The organism is Kineococcus radiotolerans SRS30216 = ATCC BAA-149 (genome assembly GCF_000017305.1).
Classification (GTDB): domain Bacteria; phylum Actinomycetota; class Actinomycetes; order Actinomycetales; family Kineococcaceae; genus Kineococcus; species Kineococcus radiotolerans.
This window is the reverse complement of sequence record NC_009664.2, coordinates 1,357,912-1,373,747: the sequence shown is the minus strand read 5'-3', so window position 1 is coordinate 1,373,747 and position 15,836 is coordinate 1,357,912. Positions and strand designations below refer to the sequence as shown.

General features: G+C 75.8%; 14 protein-coding genes. 4 read left to right on the top strand and 10 right to left on the bottom strand.

Features of this window, described 5'->3' with window-relative positions; all coding sequences use genetic code 11:
- Positions 1 to 86: 86 nt before the first annotated feature.
- Positions 87 to 1,163 carry an ABC transporter ATP-binding protein gene (locus KRAD_RS06545; protein ID WP_012084746.1) on the bottom strand — a complete coding sequence of 359 codons (1,077 nt, stop codon included), beginning with the start codon at positions 1,161 to 1,163 and terminating at the stop codon, positions 87 to 89.
- Positions 1,164 to 1,442: 279 nt separating this feature from the next.
- Here KRAD_RS06545 and KRAD_RS06540 point away from each other — a divergent pair, with 279 nt between their 5' ends.
- Positions 1,443 to 1,925 carry a cation:proton antiporter regulatory subunit gene (locus KRAD_RS06540; RefSeq protein WP_041291941.1) on the top strand — a complete coding sequence of 161 codons (483 nt, stop codon included), beginning with the start codon at positions 1,443 to 1,445 and terminating at the stop codon, positions 1,923 to 1,925.
- A 43-nt stretch (positions 1,926 to 1,968) separates the two neighbouring features.
- The gene (locus KRAD_RS06535) at positions 1,969 to 3,153 is read left to right on the top strand and encodes a cation:proton antiporter (RefSeq protein ID WP_012084744.1); all 1,185 of its coding nucleotides are present in this window, start codon (positions 1,969 to 1,971) and stop codon (positions 3,151 to 3,153) included.
- A 13-nt stretch (positions 3,154 to 3,166) separates the two neighbouring features.
- On the opposite strand, the gene otsB is transcribed toward KRAD_RS06535, so the two are convergent.
- Entirely contained in the window at positions 3,167 to 3,946 is a 780-nt protein-coding gene (otsB, locus tag KRAD_RS06530) for a trehalose-phosphatase (RefSeq protein ID WP_012084743.1), read from the bottom strand.
- Positions 3,943 to 5,394, bottom strand: coding sequence for an alpha,alpha-trehalose-phosphate synthase (UDP-forming) (locus KRAD_RS06525; RefSeq protein WP_012084742.1), 1,452 nt, complete (start codon positions 5,392 to 5,394; stop codon positions 3,943 to 3,945). Before KRAD_RS06525 ends, otsB begins: the two co-directional genes overlap by 4 nt.
- Before the next feature lie 206 nt (positions 5,395 to 5,600).
- On the opposite strand from KRAD_RS06525, the gene KRAD_RS06520 reads away from it, so the two are divergent.
- Positions 5,601 to 7,499 carry a serine/threonine-protein kinase gene (locus KRAD_RS06520; protein WP_049821093.1) on the top strand — a complete coding sequence of 633 codons (1,899 nt, stop codon included), beginning with the start codon at positions 5,601 to 5,603 and terminating at the stop codon, positions 7,497 to 7,499.
- A 33-nt stretch (positions 7,500 to 7,532) separates the two neighbouring features.
- Here the strand turns inward: KRAD_RS06520 and KRAD_RS06515 are convergent, their stop codons facing one another.
- The 3 genes from KRAD_RS06515 to KRAD_RS06505 all read right to left on the bottom strand — a co-directional run bounded on the left by KRAD_RS06515 (position 7,533) and on the right by KRAD_RS06505 (position 10,086).
- Positions 7,533 to 8,618 (bottom strand): LacI family DNA-binding transcriptional regulator, encoded by a 1,086-nt coding sequence (locus KRAD_RS06515; protein ID WP_049821092.1) that lies wholly within the window; start codon positions 8,616 to 8,618, stop codon positions 7,533 to 7,535.
- An 18-nt stretch (positions 8,619 to 8,636) separates the two neighbouring features.
- Entirely contained in the window at positions 8,637 to 8,927 is a 291-nt protein-coding gene (locus KRAD_RS06510) for a GNAT family N-acetyltransferase (protein WP_012084739.1), read from the bottom strand.
- A 64-nt stretch (positions 8,928 to 8,991) separates the two neighbouring features.
- Positions 8,992 to 10,086, bottom strand: coding sequence for an oxygenase MpaB family protein (locus tag KRAD_RS06505; protein WP_012084738.1), 1,095 nt, complete (start codon positions 10,084 to 10,086; stop codon positions 8,992 to 8,994).
- Between the two features lie 140 nt (positions 10,087 to 10,226).
- Here KRAD_RS06505 and KRAD_RS06500 point away from each other — a divergent pair, with 140 nt between their 5' ends.
- Positions 10,227 to 10,748, top strand: a complete 522-nt coding sequence (locus KRAD_RS06500; protein WP_012084737.1) for a flavin reductase family protein — start codon at positions 10,227 to 10,229, stop codon at positions 10,746 to 10,748.
- A 95-nt stretch (positions 10,749 to 10,843) separates the two neighbouring features.
- On the opposite strand, the gene KRAD_RS06495 is transcribed toward KRAD_RS06500, so the two are convergent.
- The 4 genes from KRAD_RS06495 to KRAD_RS06480 form a co-directional block, all read right to left on the bottom strand.
- Positions 10,844 to 11,812 (bottom strand): ABC transporter substrate-binding protein, encoded by a 969-nt coding sequence (locus KRAD_RS06495; protein ID WP_041291940.1) that lies wholly within the window; start codon positions 11,810 to 11,812, stop codon positions 10,844 to 10,846.
- A 94-nt stretch (positions 11,813 to 11,906) separates the two neighbouring features.
- On the bottom strand, positions 11,907 to 12,701 hold the full coding sequence (locus KRAD_RS06490; RefSeq protein WP_012084735.1) for an amino acid ABC transporter ATP-binding protein: 795 nt from the start codon (positions 12,699 to 12,701) through the stop codon (positions 11,907 to 11,909).
- Positions 12,698 to 13,687 (bottom strand): amino acid ABC transporter permease, encoded by a 990-nt coding sequence (locus KRAD_RS06485; protein ID WP_012084734.1) that lies wholly within the window; start codon positions 13,685 to 13,687, stop codon positions 12,698 to 12,700. The genes KRAD_RS06490 and KRAD_RS06485 overlap by 4 nt, the downstream gene beginning before the upstream one ends.
- Positions 13,684 to 15,762: an FAD/NAD(P)-binding protein gene (locus KRAD_RS06480; RefSeq protein WP_012084733.1), complete on the bottom strand. Its 2,079-nt coding sequence runs from the start codon at positions 15,760 to 15,762 to the stop codon at positions 13,684 to 13,686. The genes KRAD_RS06485 and KRAD_RS06480 overlap by 4 nt, the downstream gene beginning before the upstream one ends.
- Positions 15,763 to 15,836: the final 74 nt, after the last annotated feature.

Below are 15,836 nucleotides of genomic sequence, written 5' to 3'. Positions count from 1 at the left end.
ACCGGTCCGGGGCGTCAGCACCCCCGGACGTGACGAGGGGCCGCCACTCCGCTCGGGAGTGACGGCCCCCGCCGTCGATCAGGACGTCAGTTCTCGATCCGCTGGCCCGAGGTGTGGTCGAACAGGTGCACGTGACCCTGCTTCGGGGTGAAGTGGACCGTCGAGCCCTTCTCCGGGGGACGGCGGCCGTCGACGCGGGCGATGACCTGGTGGGACTCGCTGCCGGGCTGGGCGAGGGAGCCGTAGATGTAGGCGTCGGCGCCGAGCTCCTCGACGACCTCGACCTGCACGGGCAGACCGGAGGTGGACAGCTCCAGGTCCTCCGGGCGCACGCCCAGGGTCATCTTGCTGCCCGCGCCGGTGAGCAGGTGGCGCTCCACCGGGTGCACGGTGTCGCCGAAGCGCACGCCGCCGTCGGTGACGTCGAGGGTCAGCAGGTTCATGGCCGGGGAGCCGATGAAGCCGGCGACGAAGACGTTGTTGGGGTGGTCGTACATGCGGCGGGGGGTGTCGACCTGCTGCAGCAGACCGTCCTTGAGCACCGCGACGCGGTCGCCCATCGTCATGGCCTCGACCTGGTCGTGGGTGACGTAGACGGTGGTGACGGCCAGGCGGCGCTGCAGGGAGGCGATCTGGGTGCGGGTCTGCACGCGCAGCTTGGCGTCGAGGTTGGACAGCGGCTCGTCCATGAGGAAGACCTGCGGCTGGCGGACGATGGCGCGGCCCATGGCCACGCGCTGGCGCTGACCGCCGGAGAGGGCCTTGGGCTTGCGGGTGAGGTACTGCTCGAGGTCGAGGATCTTCGCGGCTTCCTGCACGCGGCGCTTGATCTCGTCCTTGGGGGTGCCGGCGATCTTCAGGGCGAAGCCCATGTTGTCGGCGACCGTCATGTGCGGGTAGAGCGCGTAGTTCTGGAACACCATCGCGATGTCGCGGTCCTTGGGCGGGACGGTGGTGACGTCGCGGTCGCCGATGAGGATGCGTCCGCCGTTGACGTCCTCCAGACCGGCGAGCATGCGCAGCGAGGTGGACTTGCCGCAGCCCGAGGGGCCGACGAGGACGAGGAACTCGCCGTCCTCCACGTGCAGGTCGAGGGCGTCCACCGCGGGCTTGTCGCCGCCGGGGTAGATGCGCGTGGCCTTGTCGAACGTGACCGTAGCCATCGTCGTGTGTCCTTCCACCGGCAGGTACGTGCCGGACGATCCGTTGTGGAATGGGGTCTTCAGTTGTCCTCGGCGTCGCTGCCGGGCCCTGGTGGGACGGTCGCGACGCTGCGGTGCTCGGATCATGCACGACGAACGGAGCGGGGGCAAGGGCCGCGCGCGGGATGTTCTCGACGTCACTGCGCGTTGAACCCCTCGGGACGTCGCGACGACGTGGCGTCCGGGGGACAGCCGGCGCCCTGGTCGTCGGCTCCCGCACTCGTGGAGGACACTGGGACCGTGGACCTGGAAGAGACCAAGCTGCCGGGCGTCGGCCTGCGGCACGACTTCACCACCGCGCGCGGTCGCCGCATCGGCGTGATCTCCACGCGCGGCGGTGAGCGCGAGCTGCTCGTCTACTCCCAGGACGACCCCGACGCGTGCCACGCCGTCGTGGACCTCGACGGCGACGAGGCCGAGGTCCTGGCCGAGCTGCTGGGCCAGCCGCGGGTCATCGAGCGCCTCGCCCGGCTGCGCGAGCAGATCGAGGGCCTGGCCACCGAGGGCATCTACCTCGAGGCCGGCTCGCCCTACGTCGGGAAGACCCTCGCCGACGCGGCCATCCGCAGCCGCACCGGCGCCTCCGTCGTCGCCCTCGTGCGCAACGGGGAGGTGACCCCCTCGCCCGCGCCGTCCCAGGCCTTCCGCTCCGGTGACAAGATCGTGGTCGTGGGGACGCAGGAGGGCGTGCGCGCCACCGCCGAGCTGCTGCAGCACGGCTGACCGGCGCGGTCGCCCCACGGACTGAGAGGACGGAACTCGACAGGTGCACACCGCTGCTCTGCTCATCGAGCTCGGCGCGGTCATCTTCGGGCTCGGTCTCGTCGGTCGCCTCGCCGGACGGCTGGGGATCTCCCCGGTCCCGCTCTACCTGCTCGCCGGCCTCGCCTTCGGGGCCGGCGGCGTCGTCCCGCTGAACGCCCCCGACGCCTTCCTCGAAGCGGCGTCGCAGATCGGCGTCGTCATGCTCCTGCTGCTGCTGGGGCTGGAGTACTCCGCCGGTGACCTGCTGGGCAACCTGCGCCGGCAGGCCCCCGTCGGCGTCCTGGACCTCCTCCTCAACGGGCTGCCCGGCGCGGCGTTCGGGCTGCTGCTGGGCTTCGGCCCCGTCGGGGCGCTGGCCATGTTCGGCATCACCGCCGTCAGCTCCTCCGGCATCGTCGCCAAGGTCCTCGCCGACCTCGGCCGCCTCGGCAACCGGGAGACCCCCTCCATCCTCGGCATCCTGGTCCTGGAGGACCTCGGGATGGCCGTCTACCTGCCGATCCTCACCGCCGTCCTCGCCGCCTCCGGGGTGTGGGAGGCGACCGGCTCGGTCCTCATCGCCCTCGCCTGCCTCGCCGTCGCCCTCGTGGTGGCGCTGCGCTGGGGGTCGGTCATCTCGAAGTTCGTCTCCGGGGGCTCCGGGGAGGTGACCCTGCTGCGCGTCCTCGGCCTCGCGCTGCTGGTCGCCGGCGTCGCCGAGCAGCTGCACGTCTCCGCCGCGGTCGGCGCCTTCCTCCTCGGCATCAGCCTCTCCAACGACCTGGAGGAGGAGACCCACCACCGGCTCGAACCGCTGCGCGACCTCTTCGCCGCCGTGTTCTTCGTCTCCTTCGGCCTCTCCACCGACCCCAGCAGCCTGCCCCCGGTCCTGCTGCCGGCCCTCGGGCTCGTCGTCGTCGGCGTCCTGACCAAGCTCGTCACCGGGTGGGTCGCGGCGAAGCGCGCCGGCATCGCCGTCCCGGGCCGCATCCGCGCCGGGGCCGCGCTCATCCCGCGCGGGGAGTTCTCCATCGTCATCGCCGGGCTCGCCACCGCCGCCGGGGTGGACCCCCAGCTCGCCGCCCTCGCCGCCGCGTACGTCCTGGCGATGGCCGTCCTCGGGCCGGTGCTGGCCCGCTTCGCCGACCCGTGGGCGCGGGCCTACGTGCGGCGCCAGCGCGAGCGCGCGGCGACGACCGTCCGCTGAGGACCGCGGCGCCTCAGCCGCGCAGGTCGGCCAGCGCGTGCAGCAGCTGCGCCACCTCGACGGGGGAGCCCACCCGCAGCGACGCCGCGGTCGGGCCCTCCCCGACCTTCACGGTGACGTCGCCGTCGGCGGGGGAGAGCGCGGCGAAGGCGTTCTCGTCGGTCACGTCGTCGCCGGCGAAGAGGACCGCCGCCACGGGGGGACCCTGCGCGGACAGCCGCTCGCGCAGCCGCAGCAGCCCCGCCCCCTTGCCCAGCTGCACCACGCCGAGCTCGACGACCTCCTTGCCGCGCAGCGGGTGCACGCCCTCCCACGTCGCCGGCCCGGCCAGCGCCTGCGCCGTCGCCGCCTCGGCGTCCGGGCGCGAGGCCCGCCGGGTGTGCAGGACCGCCGACATGGGCTTGCGCTCCACGTGGACCCCCGCGCGGCCCGCGGCGATGCCGTCCAGGGCGGCGCCCAGGCGCTCCAGCAGCGCCGCCTCCGCCGCGCTGAGCGTCTGCCCGCCCGCGGCGCCCTCCAGGGAGCTCTGCGTCCCGTGCCCGCCGACCAGCACGACGCCCGCCGGCGGGGCCGCGCACGCCCGCAGGTCGTCCAGGTCGCGCCCGGAGACGAGGGCCACGTCGGTCGTGGCGACGAGGCGCTCCAGGGCCGCCACCGCCTCCGGCAGCGGCCGGGCCGCCGACGGCTCGTCGACCAGGGGGGACAGCACCCCGTCGAAGTCGAGGGCGACCAGCACCCGCCCGCGGGCCGCGAACCCCCGCAGCGCCGCCGCCACGCCGGCGTCGAGGCTCACGACGAGCCCCGCTCCGCCGCCGCGGCCACCGAGACGGCGGCCTCGGTGGTGTGGTGGTCGGCCAGCGCCTGCAGGAACGAGGCCGCCCACCGCTGCACGTCGTGGTCGCCCACGCGCCGCCGCAGCGAGCGCATCCGCCGCCCGGCCTCGCGCGGGGACATCCGCAGCGCGCGCAGGATCGCGTCCTTGAGGCCGTCGATGTCGTGCGGGTTGATCATGAGCGCCTGGCCGAGCTCGTCCGCGGCGCCGGTGAACTCGCTGAGCACCAGCACCCCGCGCTCGTCGTGGCGGGAGGCGACGTACTCCTTGGCGACGAGGTTCATGCCGTCGCGCAGCGCCGTCACGAGCATGACGTCCGCGGCCAGGAACAGCGCCGCCATCTCCTCGCGCCCGTAGGAGTGGTGCAGGTAGTGGACGGCGGTGTTCTTGATGGTGCCGTGGGTGCCGTTGATGCGCCCGACGGTGACCTCGACGTCCTGGCGGAGCTGGACGTACTGCTCGACCCGTTCCCGGCTGGGGGTGGCGACCTGGATCAGCGAGGCCTCCTCGACCTTCACGCCCCCGTCGTCCAGCAGCTCCTCGAAGGCCTTCAGCCGGTGCAGGATCCCCTTGGTGTAGTCGAGGCGGTCCACCCCCAGCAGGACGTGCTCGGGGTTGCCCAGGTCGCGGCGGATCTCCGCCGCCCGCGCCTTCACGTCCTCGCGCTCGGCGAGCTCGTCCAGGGCGGCGAAGTCGATGGAGATGGGGAACGACGCCGCCCGGACCTCCCGCCCGCCCTCGGCGTCCAGCCGGATGCGGCCCGAGCGCGCGGGCAGGTTCGAGGCGCGGCGGCAGGCGCGGGTGAAGTTGTTGGCGTCCGCGGCCCGCTGGAAGCCGATGAGGTCCGCCCCCAGCAGCCCGTCGATGACGGCCTTGCGCCACGGCAGCTGGGCGAAGATCTCGAACGGCGGGAACGGGATGTGGTTGAAGAAGCCGATCGAGAGGTCCGGGCGGCGCCGGCGCAGCATCCGCGGGACCAGCTGCAGCTGGTAGTCCTGCACCCAGACCGTCGCGCCCTCGGTCGCCTGCTCCGCCGCGGCCTCGGCGAACCGCTCGTTGACCCGGACGTAGGCCTCCCACCAGCTGCGGTGGTAGCCGGGGGCGACGATGACGTCGTGGTAGAGCGGCCACAGCGTGCCGTTGGAGAACCCCTCGTAGTAGTCCTCCACCTCCTGCTCCGACAGGCCGACCGGCACGCACCGCACGCCCTCGGCGTCGAAGGGCTCCGGGGGGTCGCCGGGCGTGCCCGCCCACCCCACCCAGGCCCCGTCCTCGCGCTGCATCACGGGTTCCAGGGCGGTGACCAGCCCGCCCGGGCTGCGGCGCCACGACGTCGACCCGTCGGGTTCTTCCACGCGGTCGACGGGGAGCCGGTTGGCCACCACCACCAGGTCGTAGTCGCCGGCCATGGGGGGATCCTCCTAGGGGGTAGCTTCGCGGGCGACCCTACCGGGCACCGCCGCGGACCACCCGCCGTGATCGTCGCGGGGCCGTCGCGGGGTTGGGGCCGGCCCGTCCCGGGCCACCCGGGCCACCCCGTCGTCCCCCGGTGGCCACTGTGTGGAGGACCCGTGCGCGCCCTGGTCACGGCCCGTCCCTGCCGTACCGTGGGGCCGTGGTCACCCCCTACCCGCAGTCCACCGGCGACGAGCGCACCCGCGCCGTGCGGACCGGGACGGGGGAGCAGGAGCAGCCCACGCCGCAGGTGACGTGGCGCCCGCCCGCCTACGCGCCCTCGCCCGGGGACCGCCTCGGCCCCTACCGCCTCGACCGCGAGGTCGGCCAGGGCGGCATGGGCATCGTCTACCTCGGCCTCGACGACGACCACCGCGCCGTCGCGCTCAAGGTGCTCAAGCCGCACATCGCCGCCGACCCGCAGGCCCGCCAGCGCCTGGCCCGCGAGGTCGCGACCCTCGAGCGCGTCCGCTCCCCGCGCGTGGCGGAGGTGCTCGCCGCCGACGTGGACGGGCCGTGGCCGCACCTGGTCACCCGCTACGTCCCCGGCCCCTCCCTGGAGCACGTCGTCCAGACCCGCGGCCCGCTGCGCGGCAGCACGCTGCGCGACCTCGGCCACGGGCTGGCCGAGGCCCTGCACGCCATCCACGCCGCCGGCGTCGTGCACCGCGACCTCAAGCCCAGCAACGTCCTCCTCCTCGACGGCCTGCCCGTGGTCATCGACTTCGGCATCGCCCACGTCGCCGACGACGTCCGCCTCACCTCCACCGGCCTGGTCATGGGCACCCCCGGCTACCTCTCGCCCGAGGTCGTCGCCGGCGGGCTCGTCTCCCCGGCCACCGACTGGTGGGGCTGGGCCGCGACGGTCGCCTACGCCGCCAGCGGCCGCCCGCCCTACGGGTCCGGCCCCATGGAGGTCGTCCTCGACCGCGTCCGCCGCGCCGACGTCGACGTCTCCGCCGTCCCCGCCGACCTGCGCGGGCCGATCCTCGCGGCGCTCGCCGTCAACCCCGCGCACCGCCCGCACCCGGACGCGCTGCTGCGGGCCCTCGACGGCGCCACCACCGGGCCGCAGGTCCACGCCGGCCCCACCGACCGCACGACCGCCGTGCCCAGCCCGCCGCCCGGCTCGCACCCCGGCCCGCACCCCGCCCCGCCGGCCGGGCCCCGGTCGCGGTTCGAGTCCCTCATCGCCGACGAGACCGCCCAGCTGCCCCGCGTCGAGGCCCGCGGCCCGCGGCCCGAGGCGCCGGCGGAGTCGACGACCGTCCTGCCCGCCCAGCCGGCCGCACCGCCCACCGCGCCCGCCGCCTGGCCGCCGGCCGCGCCCCAGCCCGCGCGGCCCCCGGCCCAGCAGGCGCCCCCGGGCTGGATCCCGAACGTCCCCGGCCCCGGCCCGGCGCACCCCGCCCAGCCCCCGGCCCCGCACCCCGGCTCCCACCCCGCCGGGCGGTCCCCGGCGACGGGGAGCGACGGCCTGCCCGCGCGTCCCCAGCGGTCCTGGACGATCCTCGCCGCCCTCCTCGCGCTGGTGGGGGTCTACGCCGTCGCCCCCACCACCGGTCTCCTCCTCGCCCTCGCCGGCGGCACCCTCGCCCGCACCGTCGACCGCGCCGCGGCCGGGTTGTTCCGCCGCCGCTGGGAGGCCGGCCCCCGCTCGACCGACGTCCTCGCCGTGGGGGCGGCCACCCCGTGGCACGCGGTGCGCGCCGCGGTCGCCACGGCGGTCTCGGCGATCATCCCGCTGCTGGTCGGGATCAGCGTCGTCTTCATCACGGGCACGTTCGGGCGCAGCGCCTCCCTCGGCTACGAGAGCCCGTGGACGCTCGCCCTCGGCGGGCTCGCGGGGACCCTCGTCGCCTGGCACGGCCCCGGGGGCCGGTCGCTGCAGCGCGGGACCCGCACCACCGTCCGCAGCACCCTGCGCGGGGACCGCGAGACGGGGGTCGTCATCGGCCTGCTGCTGCTCGTGGCCTTCGCCGCGGCCCTCATGGTCCTGGGCGGGGGGCAGCCGGACTGGCGCCCGCTGTCCGGTCCGCCCCTCAGCCGGCTGAGCTGACCGCCCCGCCCCCGGACCGCCCGCGCGAGCGGGTCAGGACTGCGGCGGGGTGCTCGCCCGCAGCAGCACCTCGCCCGCCACGTGCTCGCGCCGCGGCGCGCCGTCCGCGGCGGAGTCGACGAGGTCGAACAGGGCCGCCCCGATGCCCTGCAGCGGCAGGCGCACCGTCGTGAGGGCGGGCGCGACGTCGCGCAGGGTGGGGATGTCGTCGAACCCGCACACGGCCAGGTCGCCCGGGACGTCGAGCCCCGCGTCGCGGGCGGCGGCCACGACTCCCACGGCCATCACGTCGTTGGCCGCCACCAGCAGCGGGAGCCGGCCCCCCACCCGCGGCAGCGGGCCGCGGGCCAGGAACCGCGTCGCGCTCTCGTGGGCCCCGTCGCGGGTGAACGGGCCGCCGAGGCGGGCCAGGGGCTCGATCCCGTGCGCGGCCAGCCCGGCGAGGAACCCCGCCGTGCGCTCGCGGGCCGTGACGAGGTCCTCGGGACCGGTCAGGAGCACGAACTCCCGGTAGCCGATCCCGACGGTCGCCTCGGCCAGCCGCCGCGCGCCGTCGCGGTTGTCGACGAGGACGGTGTCGACGCCCAGGACGTCCTGGGTGGCCGCCGCGACCAGGCCCCCGCCGGCGCGGAAGGCGTCCAGCTCGGTGCGCAGGAGCTGCGTGGCCGCCGGGTCCGCCCAGCGGGAACCGGCCAGCAGGACCGCGCGCGCCCGCTGCCGCCGCAGCGCCGCGACCTGCTGGACCTCGCGCGCGGGGTCCCCTCCGGTGACGGCGAGGGTGACGACGACGTCCGCGGCCTCGGCCCGGGTCATCACCCCCGCGGCGAGGGAGGAGAAGTACGGGTCGGCGATGTCGTGGACGACGAGCCCGACCACGCCGGACCGGCCGCGGGCCATGGCCTGCGCCTGGGCGTTGGCGCTGTAGTCCAGCTGCGCCGCCGCGGCGTGCACGCGCTCGCGCAGCGCCTCGCCCACGACCCGCGAGCTGCCGTTGAGCACCCGCGAGGCCGTCGCCAGCGACACCCCCGCCTCGCGGGCGACGTCGTCGAGGGTCACCGGCCCGTCGGAGCGGGCCCGGCGGGCGCGTCGGCGGGGCGCGTCGTTGGTCACGGGCGACATCCTGCCGGGCGGGCGCCCTCAGAGGATGTCGGCGTACTCCTCGGCGTGCCGCCGCACGTGCAGCCGGACGAAGGAGCACGCGGGCACGACGCGCAGCCCCCGGGCCCGGACGTCGGCCAGCGCGGCCTCGACGACCTTCGTGGCCAGCCCCTCGTGCTCGTGGGCGGGGTCGACCTCGGTGTGGACCATCGCGATCGAGGACCCCTGCGGCACGTAGTCGGCCAGGGCCACGACCTCCCCGTCCAGCCGGCCCTCCCAGCGGTGGGCCGCTTCGTCGTGGGTCACGACCAGGTCGTCGGCGGTGCTCACGGTTCCTCCTGCGCTCGGCGTCCCCGGCGGGAACCCCGCGGGGGACGCGCGTCTTCCCGCCGGGTCACGGCGCGGCCAGGAACTCCCGGTTCGCGGCGGTGTTGCGCGCGATCGCCGCCCGCCACGCCACCGGGTCCCGCCGCAGCCGCCGGCGGCGCGCGGCCCGCACCGCCGCCACCGCGGGGACCGCCCGCTCCAGCAGCGGGTGGCGCGGGATGCCGAGCGCGTCGGCCAGCTCCCCGCCCTGCATGGCCCGCGAGACCGTCTCCACGAGCGGGACGGCCACCGCCCGCGGCACGCGGGTCAGGTCGGTGAGCCCCTGGGCCAGCACCTCCAGCCCGGCGCCGGTCAGGGTCCGCGAGTCCTGGTTCGGGGGGCCGGTGAGGGCGTCGACCCGGGCGTGCAGGGCCGCCGCCGTCCCCAGGTCGACCACGCCCGCGATCAGCTCGGGCTCCACCCCGAGCAGGGCGCCGAGGTGGCGCCAGAACCGCAGGAACCGCGCGTACTCCTCGGGGGTCAGCCCGCTGCCCAGGACCGCGGCCGACCGCGGGGCGACGTAGGTGAAGTCCAGCCAGGTGCGCACCTGGTCGAACTGGCTGATCGGGGTCGTCCCGTCGGCGGGGGGCGCGGACCGGGCCGCCCCGCGCCGCGCGACGGCGTGCCCGACCCGCACGTGACCGGTGGTGACGAACCCCTGTGCCCCGGGGCGGGTGCCGCCGGGCAGCGACGCCGCGGTGAGCCAGCGGGCGGTGTCGAACACCCGGCCGTGCGCGTTGCCGACCAGCTGCCCGGTGCCGACCAGCACCGTCGCCGGGCCCGGCGGCCGGTAGGAGCTGATGAGGGCGCCCGCCCCCACGTCGAAGACGTGCACCGCCATCGGCACGGTGAAGGTGGGCTCGGAGTCCCGGTCCAGGACGTCGTCGTCGGCGGCGGCGCAGACCCGTTCGAGGTCGGCCACGAGATCGCGCACCGCGGCGTCGGTGGCGGTGGCCGAGCCGTGGCGCAGGGCCGCGTCCAGGCGCCGCCGGCCCGCGGGGTCCTCCGCGAGCAGGTCGGCGACGGCGTCGGCGAGGGGGTCGCCGCGGCGGGCGGCGGCCCCCAGGTCCTGGTCGGTGGGCAGGCCGGGGACCGGGGTGCTCGGGGCGGTGGACGGGGTCACCCCGCAGACTCTGCCCCACCCGGCGCCGGGGCGCGTCCCGGGTCCGCGGCCGGTCCTCCACCGGGACGGGGCGGGGCCGGGAGGGGCGGCTAGGCTGCCCCCGAGAACTCCCAGGACGTGAACTCCCGACAGGAGAACCGGTGACCGAGAACGCGAAACCCCTCGTCCTGCAGGACATCGCCGACGACCCGGCCGCCCTGCGGTCGACGTTCGCGCTGTTCCCCTCCGGGGTGGCGGCGCTGTCCGCGGTCGTGGAGGGGGAACCCGTCGTCCTCGTCGCGTCCAGCTTCCAGGTGGGGATCTCCCTGGACCCGCCGCTGGTGCTCTTCGCGGTGCAGCACACCTCGACGAGCTGGCCGAAGCTCCGGGGCGCGCCGCGCATCGGCGTCTCGGTGCTGGGGGAGGCGCACGACCTCGCCGCGCGGCAGCTGGCGTCGAAGGCCGCCGACCGGTTCGCGGGCATCGAGACGACCACCACCGGCACCGGCGCGCACTTCGTGCACGGCGCCCCGGTGTGGCTGGAGACGTCGATCCACTCGGAGTTCCCCGCCGGGGACCACGACGTGGTCCTGCTCCGGGTCCACGCGAGCGGTCTGGCCCCCGACACCGAACCCCTGGTCTGGCACTCCTCGGGGTTCCGGACCCTCAGCCCGCGGGTCTGAGGGCCCGGCCCCCGCTCAGGGGGTGAGCGCGGCGGCGGCCCGGTCCCGGGCCGCCGCCCCGTCGCGGTGCACCTGCGCGCGGAGTTCCCCGGTGCTCACGCGGTCCTGGGCAGGCCGGGCGGGTTGATCTCGGACGCGGGGACGGCCTCGTCGGCGAGGCTCCACCGCTCCAGGGTCTTCGCGTACGCCCCGGACCCGATGAGGTGGTTCAGCGCGTCGGCGAGCGCCTCGACGAGGCCGTTGCCCTTCTGCGTCGTCGCCGCGATGGCGGCCTGGACCGTGCCGCCCCCGGGGACGAGGCCCACGACCTTCGTGTCCCCGGCCACCGCGGCGTGGTAGGCCGCGGTCGGGTTCGGGCCGAAGCTGGCTTGGATGCGCCCGGACCTCAGGGCGAGGTAGGTGTCGGCGGCCTGCTGGTAGTACTGGATCTTCACCGGCTCCCGGCCCGCGGCCACGTTCTGCGCGTCCCAGTCGAGCAGGACCTTCTCCTGGTTGGTGCCCGAGCCGACCGACACCGTCAGCCCCGCGATGTCCGCCGGGCCGGCGATCCTCGTGATGTCGGAGTCCTTCGCGACCTCCCAGGCCAGGGTGTCCACGCGGTAGGAGGCGAAGTCGTACTTTTCCTTGCGCTCCTCGGTGACGGTGATGTTGGAGAACCCGACGTCGTACTGGCCGGACTCCATCGACAGGAAGAGGTTCTCCCAGGAGGTGGTCCGGATCTCGGGTTCCAGGCCGAGGGTGGCGGCGACGAGCAGGGCGATGTCGGGTTCGATGCCGATGACCGTCTCGTCGTCGTCGGCGCGGAAGCTCAGCGGCGGGTTGCCGTTGCCGGTGGTCCCGATGACCAGGGTTCCGCGGTCCCGGATCGCCCGGGGCACCTTGGCCGCGATCTCGGGCACGGCCTGCACCGCGATCCGGCCGGTCTGCTCGGGGCTGGTGTCGACGCCGCCCCGGGTCGCGGCGGCCGCCGGGGCGGTGGCGGGGTCGTCGGCCCCGGAACCGCAGGCGGACAGCACCACGGGGGCGGCGGCCAGCGACAGGATCCAGGTGCGGCGGCTGATCACGGGGTTCTCCTCGGGGTCGGGCCTGCGCTGCGGCAGGCCGGCAGGGCGGTCCGGCACTGTCGCCGGACCGGGTGGGACGGGTGGGGTGGGCGGGTCAGAGGACCTTGGCGAGGAACGCGCGGGTGCGCTCGTGGCGGGGGGCGTCCAGCACCTGCGCGGCGCTGCCCTCCTCGACGACGGTCCCCTCGTGGAGGAAGACGACGCGGTCGGCGACCTCGCGGGCGAAACCGATCTCGTGGGTGACCACGACCATCGTCGTGCCGGAGACGGCCAGGTCGCGGATGACGTCGAGGACCTCGCCCACGAGTTCGGGGTCGAGCGCCGACGTCGGTTCGTCGAAGAGCACCAGCGACGGCTTCAGGGCGAGGGCGCGGGCGATGGCCACCCGTTGCTGCTGGCCCCCGGACAACCGCCGCGGGTACTCGCCGGCCTTGTCCGACAACCCCACCCGGGCGAGGAGCGCGCGCGCTTCGGGTTCGACCTCGGAGCGGCGGCGCCGTTGCGCCGACACCGGCGCCTCCACGACGTTCTCCAGCACCGTCAGGTGCGGGAAGAGGTTGAAGTGCTGGAACACGAACCCGATGCGCGAGCGCTGCCGCAGGACCTCGCGCTCGTGGAGTTCGCGCAGGTGCCGCCCGGAGCGGCGGTACCCGATGAGCTCGCCGTTGACCTCGACGATCCCGGCGTCGACCTTCTCCAGGTGGTTGACGGTGCGCAGCAACGTCGACTTGCCCGAGCCGGAGGCGCCGAGGACGACGGTCACCGTGCCGGCGGCCACCGTGAGGTCGATGCCGCGCAGCACCTCCAGCGCCCCGAACCGCTTGTGCACCCCTTCGAGACGCACGACGGGCTGCTCGCTGGCCGTACCGACCGCAGCGACCGCGCTCACCGCGACACCTCCTGACGACGGGCCCGGGCGGCGCGCAGGGTGCGGACCAGCCCCGGCAGGGGGGTCCCGGCGGGACCGCGGGAACTCCCGCGCCCGTAGTGGCGCTCGACGAGCCACTGCAGCGCCGACAGCGCGGTGGTCAGGACGAAGTACCAGACGGCCGCCACCAGCAGCAGCGGGATGACCTGACCGGTGCGGTTGTAGACGACCTGCACCTGGTAGAAGAGTTCCGGCAGGGCCATGACGTAGACGACCGAGGTCCCCTTGAGCAGGCCGATGACCTCGTTGCCCGTGGTGGGGACGATGACGCGCAGGGCCTGCGGGAGCTGGATCCGGCGGAACTGGCGCAGCCGGGGGATGCCCAGCGCCGCCGCGGCCTCGCGCTGGCCCGGGTCGACGGCGAGGAACCCCGACCGGACGATCTCGGCGAAGTACGCCGCCTGGTGCAGACCCAGGCCCAGGAACGCCGCGGTCACCGGGCCGATGAGGTCCTGCGTCGAGATCGTCCAGAACTGCGGCCCGAAGGGGACGCCGAAACCGATCCGGTCGTAGAGGATCGCCATGTTGTACCAGAACAGCAGTTGCAGGATCAGCGGGACGGAGCGGAAGACGCTCACGTAGGTGAAGCTGACCGCCTTCAGCAGGGGGTTGCCCGACATCCGCATGAGGGCCAGGACGGTTCCCAGCACGAGGCCGATCGCGGTGCCCACCAGGGTGAGTTCCACGGTCAGCCACAGCGACTCCAGGATGGTGGCCGAGAACAGGAACTCCCCGACCGTCGGCCAGTCCCACGCGGGGTTGGTCACCAGCGCGTGGACGGCCATCGCGGCGAGCACCGCCACGGCGGCGGTGGCGACCCAGCGCCCGGGGTGGCGGGCGGGCAGGACCCGCAGCGCCGGGGCCGCGGCGGCGGGCGGCGCGGGGGCGGGTTCGGGTTCGGGTGTGGTGACGGGTGTGGTGGCGGTGGTCCCGGTCGTCCGGCTCATCGTCCTCGTCCTCGGGGGAGCTCGCGGCGGGCCGCGGCGGGGGTGGTGCCCGCGCGGGGCGCGGGCGGAGCGGGGCGGCCGGCGCGCAGCACGTCCGCGGCCAGCCGGTCGGCGCGGCGGAACACCTCGGCGTCCGCCCCGGGACGGGCGAAGGCCGGGGCGCCGGCCTCCCCGGAGACCCAGGCGCCGGTGGCGAAGCGGCGGGGGTGGACGCTGCCGTCGGCCCGCACCAGCCGCCCGCGCCCGTCCACGACGAGGCGGCCGTTGGACAACCGCGCCTCGCCGTCGAGCAGTTCGTGGGCCCGCACCTCGCCGCGTCCGCGCAACCGCGTCAGCAGGACGTCGGAGGTGCGTTCCAGGTCCGCGACCGGCAGCCGGGCCTCCACCAGGCCGCGGGCGCGCACCTCGTGCGGGCCGCTGGCCGAGGAGGCCACGAAGACCCCCTCGTCGGCGTCGGGACGCACCCGCACGTCGGCGCCGAGGAAGCGGAGGACCCCGGCCCGCGCCAGCGCGGACAACTGCCGCAGCCGCTGCGGCGGCGGCCCGCTCGCCACGTAGCTGAAGAACCCGTGCCACCAGCCGTCGAGGTCCAGCGCGGTGGACCGCGCGTTCAGCCGGCCCGCCGCGTGCAGGCCGGCGACGACGACGTAGGTGGACAGCAGGGCGGTGACCACGGCGGCGTCGGGGGAGTGGCGGGGGTCCGTCCGGCGCTCGCGGTCGGCCTCCAGGTGCCGCAGCACCCGCTCGTGCACCTCGTCGCCGGAGGTCCCCCACCACCCGTCGAGGGGGCGGTCGAGGGCGGTCACGTCGAAGCGGTCGGCGGGGTCGGGGACCGCGCGCGCGATCAGCTCGTCGATCTCCGCGCTGCCCCAGGGCGAGCGGCTGAAGCGGGCGTCGAACTCGGCCGGGGCCAGGGCGGTGCGCTCGCGGTGGGTGCGGAACAGCTCCCGGTAGTGCGCGCCGGCGAGCTCCTTGACCACGAGCGGCCACAGGTCCGCGCGCAGGTCCAGGGGGCCGGTGCCGTGGCGGGCCTCCACGGCGCTCGCGGTGCAGTACCGCGGCAGGCCGAGGTCGGTGGGGCTCGGGTACCCGATCTTGGAGCGGTAGGGGACCCCGCGGCGGGAACCGGCGTGCAGCCGCGGTTCCCGGCCGCTGGGGCGGTACTCCAGGCTGCCGTCGGGGCGTTCCTCGAACCGCCCGCCGCGGCCCTCGGTGAGGCGGACCACGAGGTCGACGAAGGCCAGTCCCATGCCGACGACCACCACGTCGCTGCCCGGGACCAGGACGTCGAGGTCCTGGTCGCTGGTGTACCCGGGCGGGACGTGGGCGAGGCCGTGGGCGCGGGCGAACGTCGCCGCCCGCCGTTCGCGCGGACCCGGGTGCACGTCGAGGTGGCCCTGCACGAGCAGCACGACGTCCACGGCGAGGGGTTCGCCGGTCCCGTCGAGGTGCACGAGCTGGCGGCCGTCCCCGTCCCCACCCCCGGGCCCGGCGTCCACGTCATCCACGTCATCCACGGCGTCCACGACGTCGACGACGGTGCGGGCGTGCCGGTGCACCCGCAGGCCCGGGGGCAGCCCGTCCAGGGTGCGCCGCCAGGCCGCGGCCAGGTAGCGGCTGGCCAGGCGCCGGGACACGAACGAACCCGGCTCGCTGCGCAGCACCTCCTCGCGCAGCAGGTCGTCCCCGGCGGCGGCGGCGTCGCGGACGAGGTCGGCGCGGTTCTCCGCGATCCACCCGGCCAGCGAGGGTCCCGGCCCGACCGGGCCGGTCAGGCCGGTCACGGAGTCGTCCGGCAGCACCGTGATGTCGCACGCCCGGGAGTTCATCCAGAGCAGCGGGTCCTGCGCCTCCCGCCAGACCCGGCCGGCGCCGGAGTCGTGCGGGTCGACGACGTGCACGTCGAGACCCGGGTGCTCCCCGGGGGAGGCGGCGACGTGGGCGCCGAGGCGCTGCAGCAGGACCAGGGTGCGCGGGCCCGCCCCGACGACGCAGAGGCTGCGGGGCGCGGGAGGTGCGGGGGCGTCGGAGGTGGGGGAGGGCGGGGTGGACGTGCGGGGGGACGGCGAGGGCACGGGGGTACTCCGGTGGTCGCGCCGACGACGGCGCAGGGTTCTCGTCCGAGGGGGTGCCGCGACGGACGGGGGTC